We start from the raw sequence: 24,803 nt of genomic DNA on the forward strand, positions 1-24,803 counted from the left end.
CGGGGGCCGTCGTTGTAAAACCCGCATAAACCCAGACCTGATAGCCGGGGGCTATGGGAACCACATCCACGATGACTTGGACGAGGGGAAACCACCCTACCTAGCGTCGAGACGTGACTGCCACGATTGAGCGCGGCGCCGCCACAGCGCCGGTCAAACCCTCCGGGTCCGCCAAGACCCCATCCCCCAGGAGGTCAGGCGGCTTCCTGGGCTCGTCCAACGGTAAGAAGGCCGTGATGGCCGTCACCGGTGCCATCCTGGTGCTCTTCCTGGTCGGCCACATGGCCGGCAACCTCAAGAGCTTCTTCGGCGCCGAGGCGTTCAACACCTACGCCGAGTTCCTGCGGACGATGGGCGAGCCGCTCGTGCCGCGCAGGGTTCTGCTCACCCTCGTCGAGGTCGTGCTGTTCGCCTCCGTCGTACTGCACATGTGGTCGGCCGTGTCCCTGGCCCGCAGGGCGAACAAGGCCCGCCCGGTCAAGTACGCGGCCAAGCGCAAGTCCCAGGCCAGCGGCTACGCCACCCACGTCATGCGCTGGGGCGGCCTGACCATCCTCCTCTTCGTCGTCTGGCACCTGCTCGACCTGACCTTCGGCGTGGTCAACCCGGCCGGTTGGGACGGCACGCCCTACGACAGGCTGGTCGAGGGGTTCGCGACGTCGCGCTGGTGGGTGACCGCCTTCTACGTGCTCGCCGTCGTCATGGTCGGCCTGCACCTGCGGCACGGCCTGTGGAGCGCCTTCCAGACGCTCGGCCTCGCGGGCTCGCGCAGCTACCGCCCGCTGAAGGCCGTCGCGGCCGTGGTCTCCGCCGTGCTGGTGCTCGGCTTCCTCGCCGTCCCCGTCGCGGTCATGATCGGAGTTGTCAAGTGACGAAGTACACCCTCGGTGAGCCGATCCGCGACACCAAGGCCCCCGAGGGGCCGATCGAGGATCGCTGGGAGAAGCGCAAGTTCGGCGCCAAGCTCGTCAACCCGGCCAACAAGCGCAAGCTGCACGTCATCGTGGTCGGCACCGGCCTGGCGGGCGGTTCGGCCGCCGCGACCCTCGGTGAACTCGGCTACAACGTCACCTCCTTCTGCTACCAGGACTCGCCCAGGCGCGCCCACTCGATCGCCGCCCAGGGCGGCATCAACGCGGCCAAGAACTACCGGGGTGACGGCGACTCGATCTACCGGCTGTTCTACGACACGGTCAAGGGCGGCGACTTCCGGGCCCGTGAGTCGAACGTCTACCGGCTCGCCCAGGTCAGCGTGAACATCATCGACCAGGCGGTCGCCCAGGGCGTGCCGTTCGCCCGTGAGTACGGCGGCCTGCTCGACACCCGCTCCTTCGGCGGCGCCCAGGTCTCCCGCACCTTCTACGCCAGGGGCCAGACGGGCCAGCAGCTGCTGCTGGGCGCCTACCAGGCGCTCGAACGGCAGATCGCCGCGGGGACCGTGAAGATGAACACCCGTCACGAGATGCTCGACCTGATCGTCTCCGACGGCAGGGCGCGGGGCGTCATCGTCAGGGACATGGTCACCGGGGAGATCGAGCGGCACGTGGCCGACGCGGTCGTGCTGGCCAGCGGCGGCTACGGGAACGTCTTCTTCCTGTCGACCAACGCCAAGGGCTGCAACACCACGGCCATCTGGCGCGCGCACCGGCGTGGCGCGATGTTCGCCAACCCCTGCTACACCCAGATCCACCCGACCTGCATCCCGGTCAGCGGCGACTACCAGTCCAAGCTGACGCTGATGTCGGAGTCGCTGCGCAACGACGGCCGCGTGTGGGTGCCGGTCAAGGCGGGCGACGACCGCCCGGCGGCGCGGATCCCCGAGGACGAGCGCGACTACTACCTGGAGCGCATCTACCCGGCCTTCGGCAACCTGGTCCCGCGTGACATCGCCTCCCGCGCCGCGAAGAACGTCTGCGACGAGGGCAGGGGTGTCGGCCCCGGCGGCCTGGGCGTCTACCTCGACTTCGCCGACGCGATCCGCCGTCTCGGCCGTGACGCGGTCGAGAAGAAGTACGGCAACCTCTTCGAGATGTACGAGCGCATCACCGGCGAGGACCCCTACACCCAGCCGATGCGCATCTACCCGGCCGTCCACTACACCATGGGCGGCCTGTGGGTGGACTACGACCTGCAGTCCACGATCCCCGGCCTGTTCGTGATCGGTGAGGCCAACTTCTCCGACCACGGCGCCAACCGCCTCGGCGCCTCGGCGCTGATGCAGGGCCTGGCGGACGGTTACTTCGTGCTGCCGACGACCATCGGCGACTACCTCGCCAACGGCCCCTACGGTGAGGTCGAGGAGCAGGCCGTCGCCGACGCGGAGACCGCGGTACGCGAGAAGATCGCGAAGCTGCTCGCTGTCAACGGCGACCGTACCCCGGACTCCTACCACCGTGAGCTGGGCAAGCTCATGTGGGACTACTGCGGCATGGAGCGCACCGAGGAGTCGCTGCGCAAGGCGCTCGAACGCATCCCCGAGCTGCGTGAGGAGTTCTGGAGGAACGTCAAGGTCTCCGGGACGGCCGAGGAGCTCAACCAGGTGCTCGAAAGGGCCGGGCGGGTCGCCGACTTCTTCGACCTGGCCGAGCTGATGTGTCTCGACGCGCTGCACCGCACCGAGTCGTGCGGCGGACACTTCCGCGCCGAGTCGCAGGACGCCGACGGTGAGGCCCTGCGCGACGACGAGAACTTCGCCTACGTCGCGGCCTGGGAGTACGGCGAGCAGGGCCCAGTCCTGCACAAGGAAGAGCTCGACTACGAGTACGTCAAGATGAGCCAGCGGAGCTACAAGTGAGCGCCTCCCGCGTGGCTCCAGACCGACGAGTGGTCCGTACAGCGAACGAGGAGCGGTAAGCGAGCCATGGGTATGAACCTGACACTCAAGGTCTGGCGCCAGAAGGGCCCCCAGGACGAGGGGCGGATGGTCACCTACCGTGTCGAGGACGTCTCGCCGGACATGTCCTTCCTGGAGATGCTCGACGTGCTCAACGAGCGTCTCATCCTGGAGGGCGACGACCCGATCGCCTTCGACCACGACTGCCGCGAGGGCATCTGCGGCATGTGCGGCATGGTCATCAACGGCGTGGCGCACGGCGAGCAGGTGGCGACCACCACCTGTCAGCTGCACATGCGGCACTTCGCGGACAACGCGGTCATCACCATCGAGCCGTGGCGCGCGGCGCCGTTCCCGGTGGTCAAGGACCTGGTCGTGGACCGCTCCGCGTTCGACCGGATCATCCAGGCGGGCGGTTTCGTCTCCGTTCCCGCCGGGTCGGCCCCCGACGCGCACAGCGTCCCGGTGAAGAAGGACGACGCCGACGCGGCCTTCGACGCGGCGACCTGCATCGGCTGCGGCGCCTGCGTCGCGGCCTGCCCGAACGGCTCGGCGTCGCTGTTCACCGCGGCCAAGATCACGCACCTGGGCCTGCTGCCGCAGGGCCAGCCCGAGCGTGACGCCCGCGCCAGGGCCATGGTCGAGCAGATGGACGCCGAGGGCTTCGGCGGCTGCACCAACACCGGCGAGTGCACGGCGGTCTGCCCCAAGGGCATCCCGCTGGACACCATCGCCAGGATGAACCACGACTACCTCAAGGCCTCCAGGTAGGCCCCACAGCCAAGAAGGCCCGGTTCCCCGTGGGGGCCGGGCCTTCGCCTGCCGTCCGGCGGCCGCGGCGACAAGACCGGATGAAGGCCGTCGCCCCCTAAGGGATCCCCGAGGTTTTCCAGGGACATCCCTGATGCGTGTTCGTGGGGTCGTTGGGAGGATCATCGGGTGAAGAAGATCGTGGCAGGCGGGGGCCTGCTGACCGTCGCGGTGCTCCTGACGGGGTGTGGGCTGACGAACATCGGCTCCGCCTCCCATCATGAGACCGCGACCCACCAGGTCACCGAGAAGGTCACAAAGCTGAACGTCAGGGGCAGGTCGGGCGACGTCTCGGTGACCGAGGTAACCGGGGGCGGCGTCAAGGTCGTCGAGACGGCCCGGTGGAACGACGAGAAGCCGGAGACCACGCGCAGGGTCCAGGGGGAGACCCTGTTCGTGAGCTACAACTGCCCGTCGAGCATGGACAACTGCGGCGTCGACTACCGGATCGAGATCCCCAAGGGGACGACCGTCGATCTGCAGACGGGCTCGGGGCACGTCAGGCTCACCTCCCTGACCGGGGCGATCACCGCCGTCACGGGATCGGGCGACATCACCGGCACGGGGCTGTCGGGCAGGAAGGTCTTCACCAAGGTCGGCTCGGGAACCGCCGAGCTGGGATACACCGCCGTCCCCGACGAGGTCGAGATGCGGGGCGGTTCCGGCGACGTGACCGTCCGCCTCCCCGGCGGGCCGTACAACGTGTCGACCAGGGCGGGATCGGGTGACAGGGAGGTCTCCGTGCCGCAGGATCCGGCCTCCGCGCACAAGGTCGTGATGTCCACCGGCTCCGGCGACATCAAGGTGCTGGCCGGCTGACGCTCTTCGCGGGCGAGTTGCGCGTGATCCCTTTTATCTGAAATAAGGGGACCCGCAACTCGCTCGGAGTCAGACCACGGGGGACGTCACGTGTTAGATGCCCGGCGCCATGACGACCTCACTCCCCAGCTGATCGACTCACCGATCTGGCACGACCAGATGGTCCAGGAAGCGGGCATCCCGTTCCACGACGTGCCGCTGGTCTCGGTGGGCGGGGGACTCGGCTCCTTCACCCTCGTCGACGTGCTGAGGATCTGCGGGGTGCCCACCTCGTCCATACGCGTGCTGTCCAACAGCGACACCCCGTGGCAGAGCTGGGAGTACCTCACCCGCGTCTCCCAGCTGCCGCCTGAGGAGCGCATCCGCTCCGACGCGGGGGCCAGGCCGGACAACATCTGGGGCTTCCCGTCCTACGCCGTGCACGAGGCCTGGCGGGACAGGTCGCCCAAACTGCTCTGGCAGGTCCTGGTCGAGCCGCTCCTGACCGACTTCTTCAGTCCCAGGGCCTCGACGGTCTTCTCCACCGTCAAACGCGAGGCCGACCGCGTCTCGTACTGGGAGATGCTGCTCAAGGGGCAGGTACGGATGGTCCGCCGCAGGTTCGGGGGCGGCTACTTCACGCTCCTCACCCCTCCGGCGGGCATGACGCCGACCAAGCGGGTGGCGATCCGCTCCCGGTATGTGCACCTGGCGGTCGGTTACCCCGGCCTGAAGTTCCTTGAGGACCTCCAGTGCTTCCGGGAGACCTACAACGACTACCACCACGTCGTCAACGCCTACGAGCCGCACGAGCACGTCTACGAGTTCCTCAAGACCAGGCCGGGCACGGTGGTGGTGCGCGGCTCCGGGATCGTCGCCTCCCGGGTGCTCCAGCGGCTGATGGACGACCGGGAGCGCTACGGCCTGCACACCCAGATCGTGCACCTGCTGCGCACGTACGTGACCGGACCCCACGGCCCGAGCCCGTGGATGCGGCGCCCCGGCGGGGACGGCTGGGCCTACCAGGCGTTCACCCTGCCCAAGTCGGCCTTCGGCGGCCAGCTGAAGGCGCGGTTCCGCCGGGCGGAGGGCGCCGAACGCGCGGCGCTGGCCAAGCTCGTGGGAGGCACGACCACCCCGAAGCTGCGCCGCTGGCAGGAGCAGATGCGCCGGGGCCGGGAGGGCAACTGGTACCACGCGATCCAGGCGGTGGTCCACCGGGTCGAACCGACCCCGGACGGACGGCTGGTCAGCTTCACCAGCAGCGACGACGGCAGGGCCGGGCAGGTCGTCTCGGACTTCATCGTCGACTGCACCGGGCTTGAGGCCGACATGCCCGAGCACCGGGTCCTGGCGGACCTGCTCGAACACGGTGGAGCCCAGCGCAACGGCGCCGGTCGCCTGGCCGTCGGCAGGAACTTCGAGGTGAGCGGCGCGGGCAGCGGGGACGGCATGCTGTACGCCTCCGGTGCCGCCGTCGCGGGCAACCACTTCCCGGCGGTGGACAGCTTCCTCGGCATGCAGACCGCCGCCCTCGACATCGCCGCCGACCTCTCCCGGCGCGGGTTCTGCGCCGGGCTCGGCCCCCTGCGCTCGGTCAGCCAGTGGTTCAAGTGGGCCGCGGGCCGTCCCATCTGAGGAGTTCACGTCGTGATCCCCACCCTCGCCGGTCGTCTCCAGACCCGGATCTTCCTGCTCGCCACCGTCGGCGTGGTCCTCACGGCGCTGGTCGTGCCGGTGCTGCCGGGCACGAGAGGCCCCATGTCCAGGACGTACGGCGTCGCCTACCTCATCCTGCTCGCGGTCGCCGTCGTCGGCCTGCTCTGGGAGCTGCTCTACCACCTGCTGATGCAGTTCCGCTGGGACAAGGACTGGCCGACGCTCTTCGGGCTGCTCACGATCGTCCCCGAGGGCCTGCTCATGTGGGTCCTGCTGGACCAGAGGCTGATCCCCGGCATCACCCGCCCGGTGGCCTTCTCGACGTTCGCGACCATGTTCACGGTCGTCTGGATCGGCCAGTGGCTGTTCGCCAACGGCCCGATGCGGGTGCTGTCGGTCCACTGGCGGCTGCGCGGCGGCCGGATCATCTGACCCACAAGCGGTTCACAAGTCACGGATGATGCACTGTTCGACGAACCAAGGCGGTGCGGAACGCATCGAACAAGCAGACATCTCGCGGCAGTGACCGAAACCCGATCGGGCCCATCTCCCGGGTGTCACCCCCCTGACGATCGTGATCCCGAGGGAACTCATGAGCAAACGGCCCGTGGGCGGCATCGACTTCGCCCACCCCCTGGCTTTCTGGACCGGATTTCTCACCTGCGTGGCGGGGGTGGCGCTGCACATCCCGATGTACGTGCACGCCGCGGACATGGGCTTCCACATGGCGGGCATGCCGATGGACATCCCGATGACGGTCGGCATGGCGTTGATCGTCGTCGGGCTGGCGGTGACCACGTACGGGCTCGTCCCGCGTGATCTCAAGGCCGCGAGGCAGGCCGGTGAGGTGCGCATCCGTACCTCCGACGACGCCGGGCTCCGCCCCGCGCACATCGGTCTGATCCTCGTGATGACCGCCGCGGTGACCATCGACGCGATGAAGCCGATCACGCTGGCGTTCGTGGCCCCGGGCATGGGCAAGGAGTACGGCCTCAAGTCGGCCCTCAACCCGGGCGGCGACCTGCCCGTCGCGCTCCTTCCGCTGTTCGGCCTGACGGGAACGGTCCTGGGGTCGTTCCTGTGGGGATGGCTCGGCGACCGGATCGGACGGCGGGCGGCCATCCTGCTGGCCGGGGTGATGTTCGTGGCGACCGCGATCTGCGGGGCGATGCCGTCCTTCGGATGGAACCTGGTGATGTGCCTGGTCATGGGACTCGCCGCGGGCGGCATGCTGCCCATCACCTTCTCGCTGCTGGCCGAGACGATCCCGGGACGGCACCGGGGCTGGGTCATGGTGCTCATCGGCGGCAACCTGGCCCTGGCGTACGCCATGACGAGCTGGCTGTCGTCCGAGCTCATCCCCGTCTACTCGTGGCGGTCGCTGTGGCTGCTGGGCATCCCCACCGGAGTGGTGCTCATCCTGCTGAACCGCTGGATCCCCGAGTCGCCCCGGTTCCTGCTGGCCCACGGCCGTGAGGAGGAGGCGCGGGCCATCATGGTCAGGTACGGTTCCACGGAGGCGGCCGAGGCCAAGATCGAGCGGGCCGTCACCGAGGAGAGCGCCGCGGACAAGGGCGGTTACACGCCGCTGTTCCACCGTCCCTTCACCGGCCTCAGCGTCGCGGTGGTGATCCTGGGGCTGAGCGTCGGGCTGGTCACCTACGGTTTCCAGCTCTGGATCCCCTCCAACCTGCAAAAGCTCGGCCTCGCCCAGCAGGCCGCCGACCGCGCGCTGCGGGACTCGGCGCTACTGGGTCTGCCGCTGGTCTTCGTCGCCGCCGCGATGTACGGGCTGTGGAGCGCGAAGAAGACCATCGTCGTGCTGAGCGCCCTGGTGGCCGCCGCCCTGCTGGCCTTCTCCGTGGCGGGGGATTCGCTGGTGCACGACGAAACCTGGCTGTACGTGCTGCTCGCGGGCCCGATCGTCGGCACCGCCACGATCGCCGCGGTGGTGGCGGCCTACAGTTCGGAGATCTACCCGACCCGGATCCGCTCGCGTGGCTCCGGCCTGTCCGCCGGGGTCGGCAAGTTCGGCGGGGTCGCGGTCACGGCCGTCCTGGTCGCCGGGGTCACGGTCCCCTCCATCGGCGCCACCGCCCTCCTGGGCGCGGTTCCCCTGGTCCTGGCGGTCCTGGCGGTCGCCCTCTTCGGCGTCGAGACCCGCAAGGCGAAGCCGCTGGGAACGACCGCGTAATCTCCCCCGTCTGTCGTGACACCGTTCTGCGAGCCGCCGCGCGGCTCGCCGTTCGGTACGGCCCCCATGCCACCGGTGCGCCGCTGATGCGCCGCCGGTGCCGGCTGACCGCGGCGCGTTCTGCGTTTCGTCCGTCCACGGCGGCGCGCCGGCCGCCGTCTTTCACGTCGGCTCGGGAAGGCGAAGCGCCCCGTGCCGGACGAACCCTTTCCGGAAACCCGCGCGGCCGGTTTCCGGATAACCCGTATCGGCGTCGTGAAAACAATGTGAGTCAATGCCGTTCGCGCTCTCGGGCGCATGACCGGCGGCGGAGGAGCACATGTCCGAGGGCGGTCCGTGAGGCCGTCCGGCGTGTGCACAGGAATGCCGAATTTCCGGCGGAACCCGCCCGCCGCCGGTCACGATGTTTATCGGCTACCTTTTATTCGGCGGTAACGGCCGCCTCTTATCTAGCAGTAGCAGGTCCTGACGTCGCACCCGCATCCGCTCTGGCAGTACGCGTCACAGGGGGCGTTCCAGCCGCATCCGAAGATGTCCTTGCACTCCCAGCAGCTGGAGTAGCTTTTGATCACGACGGGGCCGCAGGCCGCCGAGGCCTCGACCCGGGGCACGAACATGCCAAGGAGACTGCTTCCCATTGCTTCGAGCTTCTTGAGCACGGCACTTCCTTTCGGCTGGGTTTACACATATGGCGCCGGTCATGCCGATGATTACAAACGAATTTTGTGTTTGCAACGGGCTTTATTGCGAGTTTGTCGTAACAGTGATTTCTGATGATGTCAACACTTGATGGCCGTGTATTCGGATGCCATACTGAAATTCAATTGTTGATCATGTGGAGGGCGTCCGGTGCAATATCTGGCGATCGGGCTCCGCTGTGTCATCGGCGCCGTGTTCCTAATATCTTCGACGGGCAAGCTCATCGGGCGCGACACGTTCGGTGACTTCGTTGCTTCCATACGTGATATGCATTTGGTGCCGCCGGCCTCGGTGCGTTCCCTCGCTCGAATTGTGCTGGGCGCCGAACTCGCGACATGGATGTTGCTCGCGACACCCACACCCGTCACCGGCGTCGCCGGATTCGTGGTCGCGGCGGGACTGCTCGCCGTGTTCACGGTGGTCGTCGTTCTTGTGGTGCGCAGAGGGACGCGGGCGGCGTGCCGGTGTTTCGGGGCGTCCTCCGTCCCGATGGGGCCGCGCCAGGCCGTAAGGAACGTGATTCTCGCCGCGGTCGCCGTCGTCGGCGTGATCGGGACCTTGACACCGCAGAAAGGCCTGGAGACCGCTGGAGTGCTGATCGCCGTCCTCGGCGGGACGATGCTCGGCGTGCTGGTCACCGCACTCGACGACATATTCGAGCTTTTCCAACCAATGAACAAGGGTATTGGGCGTCGCCCATCCCCTCCGGCAGTCGGTTGAAGGAGGACGTCATGCCTTTTGTGATCGCGGCCCTGGTGCTCGTCGGGACGCTCTGCGTACTGAATCTGCTCCTTTCGGTAGGGGTGATCAAACGCCTCCGGGAACACACGGAACTGCTGTCCAAGCCCGGCCACGGAAAAGTCATGCCCTCTCTCGGGGTGGGTGAGGAGGTCGGCGAATTCCTCACCTCGACCGTTGACGGTGGAACGTTGAGCAGGGAATCGCTGGCCGACGACACGGTGGTCGGGTTCTTCTCGCCGAACTGCGGCCCCTGCCGGGAACAACTGCCGAGGTTCGTGGAGTACAGCGGGGCGCTGCCCGGCGGGCGGGGCCGCGTGGTCGCGGTCGTGCTCAGCCACGACGCGGACGAGGCGAACGCCCTTGTCGCCGATCTGGCGCCGGTGGCCTCCGTGGTCGTCGAGACCTCCTCGGGCCCCCTCAGCAAGGCTTTCAAGATCAAGGCCTACCCGACCGTGCTCCGGGTGGCGGCGCGGGGAGGCAGACTCGTGGTCACCGACGAGGCCGTGGACCTGGGGCAGACGGCCACCGCCGTGGCATGAGCCGTACGCGACCCTCCGGGCGGCCACGGGCCTCCGGTGAGAGCCGGACGGACGGCGAGCCGGAGCACATGAACGCTCTGACCGTGACGCGCCGGATCGCCGGCTCCTGGGCGCTCACGGCCAGGGCCGCACCGGGAATCCTCACCCTGTACTGCCTCGTCACGCTGGTCACCGGTGCGCTGCCGGTCGCGACCGCCTGGCTGACCAAACTGGTGCTGGACGCCCTGGTCGGCGGCGCCTCCGCGAGCGCACTGGTCGCGCTGACCGCGGGGATCGCGGCGGCGGCCGTCGTCACCGGGACCCTGCCGCAGGCCACCCAGTATCTACGGACCGAGATGAACCGCCGGGTCGGGCTGCTCGCACAGGACCGGCTCTTCACCGCGGTGGAGGGTTTCACCGGGTTGGGCCGGTTCGAGAATCCGGGTTTCCTGGACCGGCTGCGCATCGCCCAGCAGTCCAGCGACATGCCGAACCAGGTGGTGGACGGAGCGCTGGGCATCGCCCGCGGGACGATCACTATCGTGGGCTTCCTCGTGTCGCTGACGGTGCTCAGCCCGCTGATGGCCGTCCTGGTGCCGCTGTCGGGAGTGCCGTCGCTGCTCGCGGAGATCGCGATGTCGAGGCGGCGTTCCCGGATGTTCTGGAAGGTCGGCCCGATCGAACGGCGGGAGTTCTTCTACGCCGAGTTGCTGTCCAGCGTGGAGGCCGCGAAGGAGGTGCGGCTGTTCGGCATCGGTCCTCTGCTGCGCAGGCGCATGACGGACGAACGGCGTGCCGCCAACGCCGCGAGACGGACGGTGGACAGGCGGGAGGTCGCGGTCCAGGCCGCGCTCAACCTGCTCACCGCGCTGGTGTTCGGCGGGGGCCTGTTCTGGGCGGTGGATGCGGCGCGATCGGGAGGACTTTCGGTCGGTGACGTCACCGTCTTCGTGGCGGCGGTGACGAGCCTGCAGGCGGCCCTCGCCGGTCTGGCCAGGGACATCGCACGGTCACATCACGCCCTGACGATGTTCGGCCACTACACGGCGGTGATCACGGCGCCCCCGGATCTGCCGCTCGTTCCGCGGGCCCCGGCGCCGCCACGGATGCGGTACGGGATCGAACTGCGTGATGTGTGGTTCCGCTACTCCGAGGAGCACCCCTGGGTGCTGCGCGGGGTCAGTCTGCGCGTCCCCCACGGCAGGACGGTCGCGCTCGTCGGGCTGAACGGCTCGGGCAAGTCCACGCTGGTGAAGCTGCTGTGCCGGTTCTACGACCCGACCAGGGGCTCCATCCTGTGGGACGGGCAGGACATCCGTGACGTCGACGTGGCCGGACTGCGGGACAGGATCAGTGCGGTCTTCCAGGACTACATGCACTACGACATGACGGCCGCGGAGAACATCGCCCTTGGGGACCCCGCTGTCTGGGACGACCGGGAACGCGTCCGGTCCGCGGCGGAACGGGCCGGTGTCCACGACACGCTCGCCGGACTGCCCCACGGATACGACACCCCGCTGACGCGGATCTTCTTCTCTGAGTCGGAGAAGAACGACTCGGAGGTCGGCACGATGCTGTCCGGCGGACAGTGGCAGCGGCTCGCGCTGGCCCGCGCGCTCCTGCGCGACGGGCGGGACCTGATGATCCTCGACGAGCCCTCGGCGGGGCTGGACGCCGAGGCCGAGCACGAGATCCACGCCTCGCTCACCGCGCACCGCGCGGAGCGGACCAGTCTGTTGATCTCACATCGGCTCAGCGCGGTGCGTGACGCCGACCTCATCGTCGTGCTCCGCGACGGGCGGATAGTGGAGCAGGGTGACCATGCCCGGCTGATGGCCGACGGCGGAGAGTACGCGCGGTTGTTCGCGCTTCAGTCGTCCGGTTACCGGGATCCCGCCGCCGAAGGGCCGGCGCTGACGGCGGGAGGCGCGGGATGACCGCCGACGCCGGCCCTCGTCGTCCCGGTCGCGAGCGCGTGATGGGGGAGACCGGGGCGCCGGCCGGCGGTCCGGGGCGGGGCCGCGCGCCGGCGGTCTCCATCCGGCCGCCGCGTGCCCGGACGCTGACGGTGATCGGTGTGCTCCTCCTGTGGGGAGGGACGGTCGCGTTCCTCGTCAGGGGAGCGTGGGGATGGGCGGTGGCCTGCGGCGCGTCGGCGTCGGTTCTCGGTCTGGGCCTGCTCACCTCCGCGGTGATGGCCCGCGGGCTGGTCGCGGTGACGGTGCGGGGGTCGAGCATGAAACCCGCCTACCGGGACGGAGACCGCGTCGTCGCGCGGCGTGGCCGCCCCCTGAGGGCCGGACAGGTGGTCGTGGTGGAGCAGCCGACGCCCGAACGTGAATGGCCTGATCCGCCGGTGCCGCCGGGGGCCGGTGAGGCGTCGATGTCCGGAAGGCGCTGGATGATCAAACGGATCGTCGCGGTTCCCGGCGACGCCGTCCCGCGCGCCCGGGTTCCCGCGCTGTCCGACGCGCCGGAGGATCGTGTACCGCCGGGCAGGCTGGTTCTCCTGGGTGACAACCAGGAGGCCAGTTACGACTCCCGGCACGTGGGTTACTTTCCCGCGGAGCGTGTCCTCGGAGTCGTACTGCGCCCACTCCATCGGCGCGGTTTTCGAATCCGAAGTGCGGGCCGATAATTCGCTTTTCATGCCATCCGAAAGGTTGGGAAAGGGGCGGAACGCTCGGGAGGTCCGAAGGCATGGGGACGGCCTGCCGGCGTGTTTCCGCTTCGGATCGAGGTGGGGGTGTGCGGCGGCTGGAAGTACTTCAATATCTGCTACGAATGCCCGGTTTCACGCCCGAGCGGAACGTGTCGCACGCCCTGTTACGGATGATGTGCCGCCGGTCGTGGGGGTGGTCACGGTAAGTCTTGCCGCGTGAACGCAGAGGTGTGCCGAGCCGATGGGAATGGCGGCATGTCAGATATATTCTCGGCACGTATGGGGCTCTCTGGCGACAAATGACCACTTTTCATCGCCAGTTCTAATGGAAATGATGTTGAATGTCGACTTGGGGCGCCCTTATTCGTATATGGTCGCTCCATCGGCATGATCACCTTTGGTGGACACCGGAGGTGAGCCGTCCCCGGGCCGTCACGATCCGCGGTGGCCGGGAGGCCGGCGTCCCCCTACTGAGCGACGGTTGGATTTCGCGTGGTCACGGCATTGGAATCCCGGCAGGAGCGCCTTTCCCGGTATAGGTGGATTCGCGGGAGTCTTTTCCGGCATCGCTTGTTCGCGGTGGTCGTGACCCTCGCCCTGGGGCTCAGGGCGCTGACGATGCTGGGATTCCGGCCCGGACGGATCTACTGGTACGACACGTACACATACCTTCAGCTCGCCTACGAGCTGACGCCCAGGGAGGATCTGAACCCGAACGGCTACCCCTTCCTGCTCCGGTTGCTCATGCCCTTTCACAGCATTCCGGTGGTCGTGGGAGTCCAGCACGCGATGGGACTGGGCGTCGGCGTGATGATCTACGCCCTGCTTCGCCGTAAGGGTGTTCCCGCCTGGGGGGCGGCGGCCGCGGCCGTCCCGGTGCTGTTCGACACCTCGTTCCTGCGGCTTGAGCACGCCGTGCTCGGCGACACGTTGTTCGTCTTCCTGCTGGTCGCCGCGACCGTGCTGCTGTCCTGGTCGTCCGCTCCGCCGCTCTGGGCGGGGGCGACGGCGGGCGTGTTCCTGGCGTGGGCCGCGCTCACCAGGACCGTCGGGCTGCCGATCTTCCTGGTCGCCCTCGGCTGGCTGGCCGTACGCCGTGTCGGGTGGCGCCCGCTGGTCGTCACGGCGCTCGCCGGCGCGCTTCCGCTGCTGTCGTACGCCGCCTGGTACCAGGCCGAGTACGGACGCTTCAAACTGGTCGGCGGTGACGGGGCGGCGCTCTGGGCGCGTGTCATGACCTTCGCCGACTGCGACGTGATCAAACCGCCGCCCGCCGAGGCGCCGCTGTGTCCCAACGGGACGTGGCGGGACGCGGCGGAGGGCTACTACTGGGCGCCCGAGGCGTCGCTCAACCGCATGCCGGGAGGCCGGAAGGAGAACGACTCGCTCGCCCGGTCATTCGCGGTCCATGCCGTCCTCGCGCAGCCTCTGGACTATCTGCGGACCGTCGCCGGTGACGTCTCGCTGGCCTTCCACTGGACCCCGGCGGACCATCCGATGCGGATGTCCGGGCCGCTCAGCCTGTGGGGAGGCGTGGCGGCGCCGGCCGTTCCCGACTGGGCCCGTTCGTACCTGCGGAGATACGCGCCGGGCGTCACCGGGGAGTACGAGGCGGTCCAGCCGTACGCCGGGTTCCTGCAGGCCTTTCAGAACCCCTCCTACCTGCGTGGGCCGTTCCTCGGGGTGATCCTTCTGCTGGGGGCGGCGGGCCTGCGCCGTAAGGATGTGCTGCTGCCGTGGGGGACGGCGGTGGTTCTGCTGGTGCTGCCCGTCGCCGTGCTCGATTTCGATCACCGTTACGTGCTTCCCGTCGTGCCGTTCGCGTGCCTCGCCGCGGCCCTTGCGGTTTCCGCGCGCTTCCGGGCCGGTTAGGACCGGGCCGGAGAGAGGCCCGGTCCCCGGCCCGGCCTATGCCCGGGAGGCGCCGCCCTGATCCTGGCCGAGCTCCGCGACGATCTCCCGGCGCAGCGCCCCCGTGTCGATGCCGGCGTCGGTGATGACGCGGGAGCCCAGCCCTCTGCCCTCACGGAGGATGCCGAGCAGCAGGTGGCCGTCGCGGATGCCCTTCTGCTTGAGCGCCAGCGTCTCGCGCAGGGAAAGCTCCAGGGCCTTCTTGGCCTGTGGGGTGAAGGGGATGTGCCGTCCGCTGCGGAGCCCGTTCCTGGTCGTGACGGGGTCGCGGTCGAGGGAGCCGGGCCCGAAGGCGGCCTCGACCCTCTCCCTGATGGCCGACAGGTCGATGCCGATCGTTTCGAGGGCCTCGGCGTCGAGGGCGGTGGCGCGTCTGACGGGGGTGAGCCGTACGACGGCCCGGTAGGCGCGTTCGTAGTCGAGGCCGTGCCCGGTCAGCACCCGGGTGACCATGCAGGAACGCTGGTCGAGCAGGCCGAGCAGGATGTGCTCGGTGCCGCAGCGGTCGTGGCGCAGTCGTCTGGCGTTCTCCTGGGCGAGGGTGACCGCCTGGCGGCTCTCCTGGTGGAACCGTTCGAACATCGCTACCTCTCCCGTCTCAGCAGCCCGCGGCCACCGGCGTACTTCTTGTGGACCGCCTGCCTCGTCACCTCAAGGCAGTGGGCGATCTCCTGCCAGGACCAGCCCTGTTGTCTGGCGTTCTCGACCTGGAGGGCCTCCAGCCGATCGACGAGGATCCGCAACGCCCGTACGGCCCGCAGGCCGACGGCCGGGTCGCGGCTGCCCGCGTCCGAGGCCAGCTGTGCCGTGTCGCTCATGTATGTCAATGTAAGTTGACGCCATCGAGATGTCAACCTTGATTGACGAGGCCCGTCTCACGGTCAGAAAACGGTTTGCCGGGTGATCGTGGGGTTTGTCAGCCTGGTAGGGCTATGCGTTCCCTGCCTGCCGCTGATCCCGGCGATCCCGATTCCCGAAGTCCCTTCCGATATCTCCTCTGGACCGCCCGCTCGCAGGCCGGTCCCCTGCTCATCGGCATCGGCTACGCCATCCTGTGGTGGACCTCGATGGCCCTGATCCCCGCCGCGATCGGTCGCAGCGTGGACGCCATCTGGAACCAGGACATGCGGAGCCTGCTCATCTGGACGGCGGTCGTGTTCGGCCTGGGAGTGGCGCAGGCGGTGACGAGCACCCTTCGTCACCGGATGGCCGTCTTCAACTGGCTGTCCGCCGCCTACCGCACGGTCCAGGTCACCGTCAGGCAGGCCACCAGGCTGGGGGCGACCCTGCCCAAGCGGGTGTCGACCGGCGAGGTGGTCAGCGTCGGCAACTCCGACATCGCCCACATCGGCAACGCGATGGACATCCTCCTGCGGGGCACGGGGGCGGTCGTCGCCGTCGTCACGGTCACCGTCATCCTCATCAGCACCTCGCCCGCGCTCGGACTGACCGTGCTCGTCGGCGTTCCGATCATGGCCGTCGCGGTCGGCCCCCTGCTCAGGCCGCTGCACCGGCGCCAGCACGCCCACCGTGACCTCCAGGGGGAGCTCTCGACCAGGGCCGCCGACATCGTCGCCGGCCTGCGCGTGCTGCGTGGCGTCGGCGGCGAGCAGATCTTCGCCGAGCGCTACGCGGAGGAGTCCCAGAAGGTACGGCGGGCGGGCGTGCGGGTCGCCGCGATCGAGGCGACCCTTGAGGGAGCCCAGGTCCTGCTGCCCGGCCTGCTGATCGCGGGCGTGACCTGGCTCGGCGCCAGGTTCGCGCTCAGCGGGGAGATCACCGTGGGCCAGCTCGTGGCCTTCTACGGCTACGCCGCCTTCCTGATCTCCCCGCTGCGCACGCTCACCGAGACCGCGGACAAGCTGACCAAGGGACACGTGGCCGCCCGCAGGGTGGTGCGGATCCTCAACCTGCGGCCCGAGATCACCGGCGGCACCGGGACCTCGCCCGGCGGCCTGCTGCGTGACGTCGCCTCCGGCGTCGCCGTACGCCCGGGTGCCCTCACAGCCGTCGTCTCGGCCGTCCCCGAGGAGAGCGCGACGATCGCCGACCGGCTCGGCCGGTACGCCGACGGCGACGTGGACTTCGGCGACGTACCGCTGGACAGTCTGCCGGTCGCCGAGGTCCGCCGCCGGATCCTGGTCGCCGACAACGAGGCCGGGATGTTCGCCGGGGTGCTCAGGGACGAGCTGGACGTGACCGGGACGGCCTCCGAGGAGACGATCAACCGCGCCCTGCGCGCCGCGTGCGCCGAGGACGTCGTCGAGGCGCTGCCCGGTGGTCTCGACGCGGCCGTCGCCGAGGCGGGCCGGGAGTTCTCCGGCGGCCAGCGGCAGCGGCTGCGGCTGGCCAGGGCGCTGGCCGCCGACCCCGAGGTGCTCATCCTCATCGAGCCGACCAGCGCGGTCGACGCGCACAGCGAGGCGCGCATCGCCGTACGGCTGGCGGAGGCCAGGGCGGGCAGAACCACCCTCGTCTGCACCACGAGCCCGTTGGTGCTCGACCACGCCGATCACGTGGTCTACGTGGAGGAGGGCGTCGCGCGGGCCCAGGGCACCCACAGGGAACTGCTGGCCGTCAGCGCGGACTACCGCGCCGTCGTCACCAGGGGAGAGGAGGAGTCCACGCGGCCCCCGGAACCCGCCGGCGCCGGACGCGGGAACCCAGGAAAGGAGGCCGCGTGAGCGGGCAGATCCTCCCGGTCGCCGACCGGGCACAGGTACGGGCCTACGCCCGCAGACTCACCCTGAAGTATCCCGGCACGCTGTCGGCGGCCCTCGGCCTGCACGGCCTGGCCGCGGCGGCGGGCCTGGTCGTGCCGTGGATGCTCGGCGACCTCGTCCACGGCATCAAGAACGGCACGGGGATCGACGTCACCGTGGTCGCGCTGGCCATCGCGGGCTTCCTCGCCGCGCAGGGGGTGCTCGTCAGGTTCGCGGTCTACGTCTCCTCACGGCTCGGGGAGAAGGTCCTCGCCGAGCTGCGCGAGGAGTTCGTCGGCCGGGTCCTCGCCCTGCCGCTGTCCACGGTCGAGCGCGCGGGGTCCGGCGACCTGATCACCCGCACCTCACGGGACGTGGACACCCTCTCCCGCAGCGTGCGGCACGCCGTACCGGAGACGGTGATCGCCCTGGTGGCCTTCGTGATCACCGCGGGGGCGCTGATACTGACCGGGCCGTTGCTCGTGCTGCCCGCGCTGCTGGTCGTACCGCTGCTGTGGATCTCGACGCGGTGGTACCTCAGGCGGGCGCGGGACGGCTACCTGCGGGAGAACGCCGCCTACGCGGACATGACCGAGGGGCTGGCCGAGACGGTCGGCGGCGCCCGTACCGTCGAGGCCCTGGGACTCCAGGAGCGCAGGCGGCGCCGTACGGACGTCGACATCGCCAGGTCGTGGGCGGCCGAACGCTACACCCTCGGGCTGCGCATGGTGTGGTTCCCGGCCGTCGAGTTCGGTTACGTGCTCCCGATCGTGACGACGCTGCTGGCCGGGGGTGTCTTCTACATCCAGGGCTGGGTCACGATCGCCCAGGTGACGGCGGCCACGCTGTACGTGCAGCAGCTTGCCGACCCGCTCGACCGGCTGATGTCGTGGGTGGACGAACTCCAGGTGGGCGGCGCCTCCATGGCCCGGCTGCTCGGCGTCGCCGAGGTGCCCGACGACCGGGAGGCCGGTTCCGAGGCTCCCGAGGGGGAGGAGTTGCGGGCCGAGGACGTCCGCTACGCCTACCGCGAGGGGCACGACGTGCTGCACGGCGTCGACCTGGTGGTCAGGCCGGGGGAGCGGCTGGCCATGGTCGGTCCCTCCGGGGCGGGCAAGTCGACGCTCGGCCGCCTGCTCGCGGGCGTCCACGGGCCGCGGACCGGCTCGGTCACGGTCGGCGGCGCCCCGCTGGTCGAGCTCCCGCTCGACGACCTGCGCGGCCACGTCGCGCTGGTGACCCAGGAACACCACGTGTTCCGGGGCACGCTGCGGGAGAACGTGCTGATCGCCCGTCCGGACGCCGACGCGGACCAGGTCAGGGCGGCGCTTGAGGCGGTGGACGCCTGGGAGTGGGCCGCCGGTCTGCCCGACGGGCTGGACACGATGGTCGGTTCCGGCGGTGAGCCGGTCCCGCCCGCCCAGGCCCAGCAGCTCGCCCTGGCCCGGCTGGTCCTGGCCGACCCGCACACCCTCGTCCTGGACGAGGCGACCTCGCTGATCGACCCCAGGGCGGCCCGTTCCCTTGAGCGTTCGCTGGCCGCGGTGCTCGACGGCCGTACGGTGATCGCCATCGCCCACCGCCTCTACACGGCGCACGACGCCGACCGGGTCGCGGTGGTCGAGGACGGGCGGATCAGCGAACTCGGCTCCCACGACGAGCTGGTCGCCGCGGGTGGCTCCTACGCCGCCCTGTGGAGCAGCTGGCACGCCAACGGCGGAGTGAAGGAAAACCGTCCTGTCCGGTGGGGAAAGGAGGGGAACCTCCGGGTGCACCTTCCGGGGGAAACGGCTCCGCGCGACTACAGTGATCGTCACTGACAGTGGTCAGTCGAGTGCGAAAAGTCGCAGGAAAGGGGTGCCCCCGTGTCACCTGAATCGATCGCATCCGTCACGAGCTCGACGCTGGGCAGGCTCCTGGCGGGAGCCGCCCTTCTTGTCCCCGCCTTCATGATCTGTGGGGGGCCGGCCGAGGCCGCCGTGCCCGCCGTCGGTCACACCGTCACCGCGGACCCGGCCCCCGTGGCGAGCCCCTCGCCCAGCCCGACGAAGACCGGGCGGCCCGCCAAGCGGAACAGGGCCGCCGAGGACGCAGGCCAGGACGTCCGCTCGATGACCGGCGGCCACAGCGGCGGCAAGGTCGGAGGCAGGGGCGGTGGCAAGAACGGGGGCGCCACCGGCCCGCAGGGCGGGGACACCTACGACCCCGAGGCCAGTGCCGACGACGCCGCCCCCGGGGGCCGCAGCGCGGGTGCGGGCCCCGGCTCCAACACGGGCCCCGCTACCGGCCACGGCCGCAACGGCATCAAGCGGTCGGCGGGCAAGTGGCAGCGTTTCAAGTGACGCCCCAGGACTGAACGGAAGCGGCCGCCGTACCCCGGGGAGGGTACGGCGGCCGCTCCTCGTCAGGACAGGGCCTTGTTGAGGAAGTCCACCTGCAGCAGCAGGAGGTTCTCGGCCACGACCTCCTGCGGCGTCATGTGGGTGACGCCGGACAGCGGCAGCACGTTGTGCGGGCGCCCGGCGGCCAGCAGCGCGGACGACAGGCGCAGCGTGTGCGCGGCCACCACGTTGTCGTCGGCCAGGCCGTGGATCAGCAGGAGCGGGCGTTCGAGCTTCTCGGCGTCCGCGAACAGCGACGAGGCGTCGTAGTGCCCCTCGGCGGGCTGGCCGAGATAGCGCTCGGTGTAGCAGGTGTCGTAGAGCCGCCAGTCGGTCACCGGGGCTCCGGCGATGGCGGCGTGGAAGACGTCGGGCCGCCGCAGCACGGCCAGCGCCGCGAGGTAGCCGCCGAACGACCAGCCCCTGATGCCGACCCTGGACAGGTCCAGGTCGTCGGGGAAGCGCTCCGCCGCGCCGTGCAGGGCGTCCACCTGGTCGTCGAGGACCGGGGTCGCCAGGTCGTGCAGGATCTCCCGCTCGAACTCGGGGCCGCGTCCCGGGGTGCCCCGGCCGTCGGCGACCACGACCGCGAAGCCCTGGTCGGCGAACCACTGGCTGGTCAGGTAGGCGCCCGAGGCGGACAGGACACGCTGGGCGTGCGGGCCGCCGTACGGGTCCATGAGGACCGGGAGCCTCGCCGAGCCGGGCACGTGCCCTGACGGGAAGATCACGGCGGTCGACAGCTCGCGCTCGCCCGTACGGATCAGGGAGACCCGCAGGTCGAGGCCGTGGCGTTCGGCGTGGGAGGTGATGTGCCCGACGTGGCGGCCGTGGTGGGAGACGCGGGTGACCGGTCCCTCTCCGTCGAGGGTCTGGCCGGTGACCACGAGGGTCCCGCCCGCGGCCTGGCCGCTGTAGACGCCGCTGTCCTGCGGGCTGACCAGGGTGATCCGCCCGTCCTTGTAGGCCCACAGCGCGATCTCGGACGGCTCGCCGCTGGCGCGGAACAGCACCGTGTCGCCGCTGACGCCCGCGACGTCGCGGACCTGGAGGGAGGCCGGGGTGACGGGCTGGTCGCCGACGACCAGGCGGCGGCCCCCGTCGAGGTTCGTCACCCAGACGAGGGAGCCGTCCGACAGGTGGCCGGGGACGCCGGTGACGACGTCGACCCAGGCGGCGTCGGTGTCCTCGCGGACGAGGGAGGAGGTGCCGGTCTCGGGGTCGACGTCGAACAGGCGCATGGTCCGCTGGTCACGCGTCATGGTGACGATGGACAGGCCGTGGTCGTCCCAGGCGGCGTTGACGAGGTACTCGTCGGTGAAGGGCACCGGGACGCGGCCCCCGGCCAGGGACAGCACGAACAGCTCGACCTTGGCGTTGGGGGTTCCCGCCGCGGGGTAGCGCTGCTCGGTCGCGGGCCTGGCGGGGTTGGCCGGGTCGGCGATGTGCCACTTCTCGACCGGTGAGTCGTCGGCCCGCTCGACCAGTACGGCCTCGCCGGACGGAGACCACCAGTAGCCGCGCATCCGGTCCATCTCCTCGGCGGCGATGAACTCGGCCAGGCCGTAGGTCACCTCGGGCGCCTCGGGGCGGGCGAGCGCGTGGTCGACCTCGTCCTCAAGGTCCTGGACGTGGAAGGCGCCACCGGTCACGTATCCGACGTGCACACCGGTCGGGGAGAGCCGGGGGTCGATGACCGGGCCCGGGGTGCGCAGGTGGCGCACGCTCCTGGTCCGCAGGTCCACGACGTACAGGCCGCCGGAGAGGGCGAAGGCGGCCGTGGTCACCGCGGCGTCGGTGCTGTAGGCGACGATGCCGCCCGCCGACTCCCTGGCGCGCTCGCGGCGTGCCCGTTCCTCCGGCGGGAGGTTCTCCTCGTCGGCGGCGATGACCCGGGGATCGGCGATCAGCCGTTCCGTGCCGCTGGCCACGTCGAACTCCCACAGACAGGTGACCGGGTCACAGCCGCCCTTGGTCCGCAGGAAGACAATCCGCGCACCGTCGGGCGCGACCGTGAACGCACGGGGAACGCCGAGGGTGAAGCGGCGGGTCCTTGCGTGCAGCCGAGGAAAACTCTCACTCATACCAGTCATCTTGCCAGTACGGTCCCGGGAAGGGATCTCCCAGGATGGTCCAAATGAATGTGATCATGGGAGAAACTTGGGCGAGTGACGCTTACCGCGCGAATCGCTCGCTCCCCCGGGACGCCCGCCGTTCTGGCCTTCGCGTTCGTGATGTGGGGGATCGGCGTCCCCTCGTTCTGGCGTGACGAGTCGGTCAGCGTCCTGGCGGCCAGGATGTCCTTCGACGAGCTGCGCGAGCTGCTCTCCCACATCGACACCGTCCACGCGCTGTACTACCTGCTGCTACGCCCCTTCGCCGCCCTCGGCGGGGAGGTCGCGGTCAGGCTGCCCTCCGCGCTCGCGGTCGCCGGGGCGGCGGCCGGGATCACGGCCCTGGGCCGCAGGCTCTCCGCCCCCGGCTCCTGGACCGGGACCTACGCGGGCCTGGCCTACGCGCTCATCCCCATGGTCAGCCGCTACGGCCAGGAGGCACGCAGCTACGCCCTGGTCAGCGCGGTCGCGGTGGCCTCGACCCTGGTCCTGCTCGGCGAACGGCGCTCCCGCCACGCCGGTTACGGCCTGCTGATCGCCCTGCTCGGCTGGTTCCACCTCTACGCGCTGCTCCTGCTGCCCGCGCACGCCCTCGTCGTGCTCCGCCGCGGGCGACGGGAGATCCTGCCCTGGCTCGCGGCGCTCGCCGGGGCGGCGGTGCTGCTGGTTCCCCTGGTCCTCATGGCCTCCGGGCAGCGGGACGAACAGCTCTTCTGGCTGAAGACGCCCGACCTGGCGGCCCTGGCGCAGTTCGGTGTGGAGATCTCCGGAGGACCCGTCTCCTGGCAGGACTCGGGCACCCCGCCGCTGTTCCTCGCCCTCCTGGGGCTGCTCGCCCTGCTCGGCGTCTGGTACGGCAGGGCGTCGCTCACGGAGGTCGCCCTGCCGTGGGCCCTCGTCCCGGTCGCGCTGTCCTACGCGATCTCCCAGGTGTACCCGGTCTACAACCCGCGCTACGTCATGTTCGTCCTGCCCGCCCTGGCGCTGCTGGCCGGGGCCGGTCTGGCGGGGCTGCCCCGGCCGTTCTCCGGGCGGGCGCCGATCGGCCTGGCGGCCCTGGCCGCCCTCGCGGCGCTGTCCATGAGCGCCCAGCTGACCGTCAGGGGCCCCGCCAACCGCCCCGACGACCTGCGCACCCTGGCGGCCGAGCTCGGCGCCGCCGAACGCCCCGGCGACGCCGTGCTCTACGCGCCGGAACGCTTCTGGCTGTTCGTCTCCGTGTACGGCGGGCCGTACGGGAAGCTGGTGCCCTTCGACCCCGGCGCGGAGCGGGTGTGGCTGGTCTCCCGGCGGCTCCCGGGGACCGAGTGGCAGAGCGACCCCCGGCTGGCCGCCCTGAAGCGGGGCTTCACCAAGGCCGGGCCCACCCGGATATCCGGTGCGGTCCGTGTCACGCTCTACACCCGGCGGCTACCCTCGAACCATGAACGACCGCCGTCTGCTGCTCGTGCACGCCCATCCCGATGACGAGACGATCGGCACCGGCGCCACCATGGCGAAGTACGCCGCCGAGGGGGCCGGGGTGACCCTGGTGACCTGCACCCTGGGCGACGAGGGCGAGGTCATCCCGCCCGGCCTGGCCCACCTGACGTCCGACCGCGACGACGCCCTCGGCGGGCACCGGATCGGCGAGCTGGCCGCCGCCTGCGCGGCCCTCGGCGTCACCGACCACCGCTTCCTCGGCGGCCCGGGGCGCTGGCGCGACTCCGGCATGATGGGCGTGGCCTCGAACGACCACCCCGCCGCCTTCTGGCGGGCCGACCTGGACGAGGCGGCCGGAGAACTGGTCAAGGTCATCCGCGAGACGCGTCCCCAGGTCCTCGTCACCTACGACGAGAACGGCTTCTACGGCCACCCCGACCACATCCAGGCGCACCGCGTCTCGGTACGGGCCTTCGAACTGGCCGCGGACCCGGCGTTCGGCGAGGGCGAGCCGTGGCGGATCGCCAAGTTCTACGTCACCGCGGTGGCCAGGTCCACGATGCGCAGGACCGCCCAGGCGCTGGTCGAGGCCGGGACGCGCTTCCTCCCCGAGCGGGTCGAGGACCTGCCGTACGGCTGCGCCGACGAGGACGTCACCACCGAGATCGACGCCCGCGCGCACATCGAGGCCAAGTTCGCGGCGATGCGGGCGCACGCCACCCAGATCAGCGTCGAGGCCCCGTGGTACGCCCTGTCGAACGACGTCGGCCAGGAGGTGCTGGCGGTCGAGCACTACATCCTGCGCTCCGGCCTCCCCGGCTCCGGCGCTCCGGCGGCACCGGTCGAGGTCGGCGGCCTCGGCGAGCCGTACAAGCCGGAGGACGATCTCTTCGCCGGGATCGACTAGCCTCCATGGTTGTGATGGAGCAGGTCCCCACGGCCGAGCGGTCCTCGGGCAGGGCGGTCGCCGTGGCGGCGTACGCCGTCCTCTTCGTTCTCGGCCTTCTCATGGGCCTTCTGGGCGCCTTCCAGCATTCGTGGTACCTCAGGCCGACCACGGTCCCGATCTCCTCCTTCGGCTGCGTCCTGGCGCTGTTCGCCGTCTGCTACGGGGCCGGGCGGATGATGCGCGGCAAGCTGGCGGCCCTGGCCGCCGCGAGCGGCTGGCTGGTGATGACGATGATGTGGCTCTCCGGCAGACAGGAGGGCGACGTGATCATCGCCGCCGACCTGTCGGGCTACGTCTACCTCTACGGGGGCATGATCGCCGCCCTGGTGGCCGTCCTGATCACCCCGACCTCACACGGCGGCTCCTGGCTGCTGACCCGCCACTGAGGATGTCCACGTTGGCGGTGACGA

Annotated in this window: 22 protein-coding genes; 18 read left to right on the forward strand and 4 right to left on the reverse strand. The window is 70.1% G+C overall.

Going from position 1 to position 24,803, the window contains the following annotated elements:
- The first annotated feature begins 113 nt into the window (after positions 1-113).
- From ACIBVQ_RS14975 to ACIBVQ_RS15005, 7 genes are all read left to right on the forward strand, one after another.
- Complete coding sequence (locus ACIBVQ_RS14975; protein WP_352013752.1) at positions 114-872, forward strand: succinate dehydrogenase cytochrome b subunit; 759 nt, start codon at positions 114-116, stop codon at positions 870-872.
- On the forward strand, positions 869-2,794 hold the full coding sequence (locus tag ACIBVQ_RS14980; protein WP_352013751.1) for a fumarate reductase/succinate dehydrogenase flavoprotein subunit: 1,926 nt from the start codon (positions 869-871) through the stop codon (positions 2,792-2,794). The genes ACIBVQ_RS14975 and ACIBVQ_RS14980 overlap by 4 nt, the downstream gene beginning before the upstream one ends.
- A 72-nt stretch (positions 2,795-2,866) precedes the next feature.
- The gene (locus ACIBVQ_RS14985; protein ID WP_352013750.1) at positions 2,867-3,604 is read left to right on the forward strand and encodes a succinate dehydrogenase/fumarate reductase iron-sulfur subunit; all 738 of its coding nucleotides are present in this window, start codon (positions 2,867-2,869) and stop codon (positions 3,602-3,604) included.
- A 168-nt stretch (positions 3,605-3,772) separates the two neighbouring features.
- Positions 3,773-4,462, forward strand: coding sequence for a DUF4097 family beta strand repeat-containing protein (locus tag ACIBVQ_RS14990; protein WP_399177914.1), 690 nt, complete (start codon positions 3,773-3,775; stop codon positions 4,460-4,462).
- Positions 4,463-4,552: 90 nt separating this feature from the next.
- Positions 4,553-6,079 carry a hypothetical protein gene (locus tag ACIBVQ_RS14995; RefSeq protein ID WP_352013748.1) on the forward strand — a complete coding sequence of 509 codons (1,527 nt, stop codon included), beginning with the start codon at positions 4,553-4,555 and terminating at the stop codon, positions 6,077-6,079.
- Positions 6,080-6,091: 12 nt separating this feature from the next.
- Entirely contained in the window at positions 6,092-6,532 is a 441-nt protein-coding gene (locus tag ACIBVQ_RS15000; protein ID WP_362776570.1) for a hypothetical protein, read from the forward strand.
- Between the two features lie 160 nt (positions 6,533-6,692).
- Positions 6,693-8,294, forward strand: a complete 1,602-nt coding sequence (locus ACIBVQ_RS15005) for an MFS transporter (RefSeq protein ID WP_352013746.1) — start codon at positions 6,693-6,695, stop codon at positions 8,292-8,294.
- 449 nt (positions 8,295-8,743) lie between these two features.
- On the opposite strand, the gene ACIBVQ_RS15010 is transcribed toward ACIBVQ_RS15005, so the two are convergent.
- Positions 8,744-8,932 (reverse strand): hypothetical protein, encoded by a 189-nt coding sequence (locus tag ACIBVQ_RS15010; RefSeq protein ID WP_362776567.1) that lies wholly within the window; start codon positions 8,930-8,932, stop codon positions 8,744-8,746.
- A 211-nt stretch (positions 8,933-9,143) separates the two neighbouring features.
- Here ACIBVQ_RS15010 and ACIBVQ_RS15015 point away from each other — a divergent pair, with 211 nt between their 5' ends.
- From ACIBVQ_RS15015 to ACIBVQ_RS15035, 5 genes are all read left to right on the forward strand, one after another.
- Positions 9,144-9,713 carry a MauE/DoxX family redox-associated membrane protein gene (locus ACIBVQ_RS15015; protein WP_362776565.1) on the forward strand — a complete coding sequence of 190 codons (570 nt, stop codon included), beginning with the start codon at positions 9,144-9,146 and terminating at the stop codon, positions 9,711-9,713.
- An 11-nt stretch (positions 9,714-9,724) separates the two neighbouring features.
- Entirely contained in the window at positions 9,725-10,273 is a 549-nt protein-coding gene (locus ACIBVQ_RS15020) for a TlpA disulfide reductase family protein (RefSeq protein WP_362776563.1), read from the forward strand.
- Positions 10,270-12,189, forward strand: coding sequence for an ABC transporter ATP-binding protein (locus ACIBVQ_RS15025; protein WP_399177918.1), 1,920 nt, complete (start codon positions 10,270-10,272; stop codon positions 12,187-12,189). Before ACIBVQ_RS15020 ends, ACIBVQ_RS15025 begins: the two co-directional genes overlap by 4 nt.
- Positions 12,186-12,890: a S26 family signal peptidase gene (locus ACIBVQ_RS15030; RefSeq protein ID WP_399177920.1), complete on the forward strand. Its 705-nt coding sequence runs from the start codon at positions 12,186-12,188 to the stop codon at positions 12,888-12,890. The genes ACIBVQ_RS15025 and ACIBVQ_RS15030 overlap by 4 nt, the downstream gene beginning before the upstream one ends.
- 603 nt (positions 12,891-13,493) lie before the next feature.
- Positions 13,494-14,786: a phospholipid carrier-dependent glycosyltransferase gene (locus tag ACIBVQ_RS15035; RefSeq protein WP_362776557.1), complete on the forward strand. Its 1,293-nt coding sequence runs from the start codon at positions 13,494-13,496 to the stop codon at positions 14,784-14,786.
- A 36-nt stretch (positions 14,787-14,822) separates the two neighbouring features.
- On the opposite strand, the gene ACIBVQ_RS15040 is transcribed toward ACIBVQ_RS15035, so the two are convergent.
- Positions 14,823-15,407 (reverse strand): Clp protease N-terminal domain-containing protein, encoded by a 585-nt coding sequence (locus tag ACIBVQ_RS15040; protein WP_352013740.1) that lies wholly within the window; start codon positions 15,405-15,407, stop codon positions 14,823-14,825.
- A 2-nt stretch (positions 15,408-15,409) separates the two neighbouring features.
- Entirely contained in the window at positions 15,410-15,643 is a 234-nt protein-coding gene (locus tag ACIBVQ_RS15045; protein ID WP_352013739.1) for an RNA polymerase subunit sigma-70, read from the reverse strand.
- Positions 15,644-15,757: 114 nt separating this feature from the next.
- Here ACIBVQ_RS15045 and ACIBVQ_RS15050 point away from each other — a divergent pair, with 114 nt between their 5' ends.
- From ACIBVQ_RS15050 to ACIBVQ_RS15060, 3 genes are read left to right on the forward strand one after another with little or no spacing between them, the layout of a single operon-like run.
- Positions 15,758-17,509: an ABC transporter ATP-binding protein gene (locus tag ACIBVQ_RS15050; protein ID WP_362776552.1), complete on the forward strand. Its 1,752-nt coding sequence runs from the start codon at positions 15,758-15,760 to the stop codon at positions 17,507-17,509.
- The gene (locus ACIBVQ_RS15055; RefSeq protein WP_399177923.1) at positions 17,506-19,347 is read left to right on the forward strand and encodes an ABC transporter ATP-binding protein; all 1,842 of its coding nucleotides are present in this window, start codon (positions 17,506-17,508) and stop codon (positions 19,345-19,347) included. Before ACIBVQ_RS15050 ends, ACIBVQ_RS15055 begins: the two co-directional genes overlap by 4 nt.
- 45 nt (positions 19,348-19,392) lie before the next feature.
- On the forward strand, positions 19,393-19,869 hold the full coding sequence (locus tag ACIBVQ_RS15060; protein ID WP_399177925.1) for a hypothetical protein: 477 nt from the start codon (positions 19,393-19,395) through the stop codon (positions 19,867-19,869).
- Between the two features lie 62 nt (positions 19,870-19,931).
- Here the strand turns inward: ACIBVQ_RS15060 and ACIBVQ_RS15065 are convergent, their stop codons facing one another.
- A complete protein-coding gene (locus ACIBVQ_RS15065; protein ID WP_399177927.1) occupies positions 19,932-21,992 on the reverse strand; it encodes a prolyl oligopeptidase family serine peptidase in 2,061 nt (686 codons plus the stop codon).
- Between the two features lie 84 nt (positions 21,993-22,076).
- Between ACIBVQ_RS15065 and ACIBVQ_RS15070 the strand changes: the two genes are divergently transcribed.
- Genes ACIBVQ_RS15070 through ACIBVQ_RS15080 form a run of 3 tightly spaced genes read left to right on the forward strand, consistent with a single transcriptional unit; the run spans position 22,077 to position 24,779 of the window.
- On the forward strand, positions 22,077-23,489 hold the full coding sequence (locus tag ACIBVQ_RS15070) for a hypothetical protein (protein ID WP_399177929.1): 1,413 nt from the start codon (positions 22,077-22,079) through the stop codon (positions 23,487-23,489).
- A complete protein-coding gene (gene mshB, locus ACIBVQ_RS15075) occupies positions 23,446-24,351 on the forward strand; it encodes an N-acetyl-1-D-myo-inositol-2-amino-2-deoxy-alpha-D-glucopyranoside deacetylase (RefSeq protein WP_352013733.1) in 906 nt (301 codons plus the stop codon). Before ACIBVQ_RS15070 ends, mshB begins: the two co-directional genes overlap by 44 nt.
- Positions 24,352-24,356: 5 nt before the next feature.
- The gene (locus ACIBVQ_RS15080) at positions 24,357-24,779 is read left to right on the forward strand and encodes a DUF6113 family protein (RefSeq protein ID WP_352013732.1); all 423 of its coding nucleotides are present in this window, start codon (positions 24,357-24,359) and stop codon (positions 24,777-24,779) included.
- Positions 24,780-24,803: the final 24 nt, after the last annotated feature.

Source organism: Streptosporangium sp. NPDC049376 (assembly GCF_044466505.1).
Lineage (GTDB): Bacteria > Actinomycetota > Actinomycetes > Streptosporangiales > Streptosporangiaceae > Streptosporangium.

Excerpts from the sequence above, each read along its gene's own strand:
- ACIBVQ_RS14985 (WP_352013750.1), top strand. The coding sequence starts at position 2,867 with ATGAACCTGACACTCAAGGTCTGGCGCCAGAAGGGCCCCCAGGACGAG.
- ACIBVQ_RS15005 (WP_352013746.1), top strand. The coding sequence starts at position 6,693 with ATGAGCAAACGGCCCGTGGGCGGCATCGACTTCGCCCACCCCCTGGCT.
- ACIBVQ_RS15010 (WP_362776567.1), bottom strand. The coding sequence starts at position 8,932 with ATGGGAAGCAGTCTCCTTGGCATGTTCGTGCCCCGGGTCGAGGCCTCG.
- ACIBVQ_RS15020 (WP_362776563.1), top strand. The coding sequence starts at position 9,725 with ATGCCTTTTGTGATCGCGGCCCTGGTGCTCGTCGGGACGCTCTGCGTA.
- ACIBVQ_RS15025 (WP_399177918.1), top strand. The coding sequence starts at position 10,270 with ATGAGCCGTACGCGACCCTCCGGGCGGCCACGGGCCTCCGGTGAGAGC.
- ACIBVQ_RS15030 (WP_399177920.1), top strand. The coding sequence starts at position 12,186 with ATGACCGCCGACGCCGGCCCTCGTCGTCCCGGTCGCGAGCGCGTGATG.
- ACIBVQ_RS15040 (WP_352013740.1), bottom strand. The coding sequence starts at position 15,407 with ATGTTCGAACGGTTCCACCAGGAGAGCCGCCAGGCGGTCACCCTCGCC.
- ACIBVQ_RS15045 (WP_352013739.1), bottom strand. The coding sequence starts at position 15,643 with ATGAGCGACACGGCACAGCTGGCCTCGGACGCGGGCAGCCGCGACCCG.
- ACIBVQ_RS15050 (WP_362776552.1), top strand. The coding sequence starts at position 15,758 with ATGCGTTCCCTGCCTGCCGCTGATCCCGGCGATCCCGATTCCCGAAGT.
- ACIBVQ_RS15065 (WP_399177927.1), bottom strand. The coding sequence starts at position 21,992 with ATGAGTGAGAGTTTTCCTCGGCTGCACGCAAGGACCCGCCGCTTCACC.
- mshB (WP_352013733.1), top strand. The coding sequence starts at position 23,446 with ATGAACGACCGCCGTCTGCTGCTCGTGCACGCCCATCCCGATGACGAG.
- ACIBVQ_RS15080 (WP_352013732.1), top strand. The coding sequence starts at position 24,357 with ATGGTTGTGATGGAGCAGGTCCCCACGGCCGAGCGGTCCTCGGGCAGG.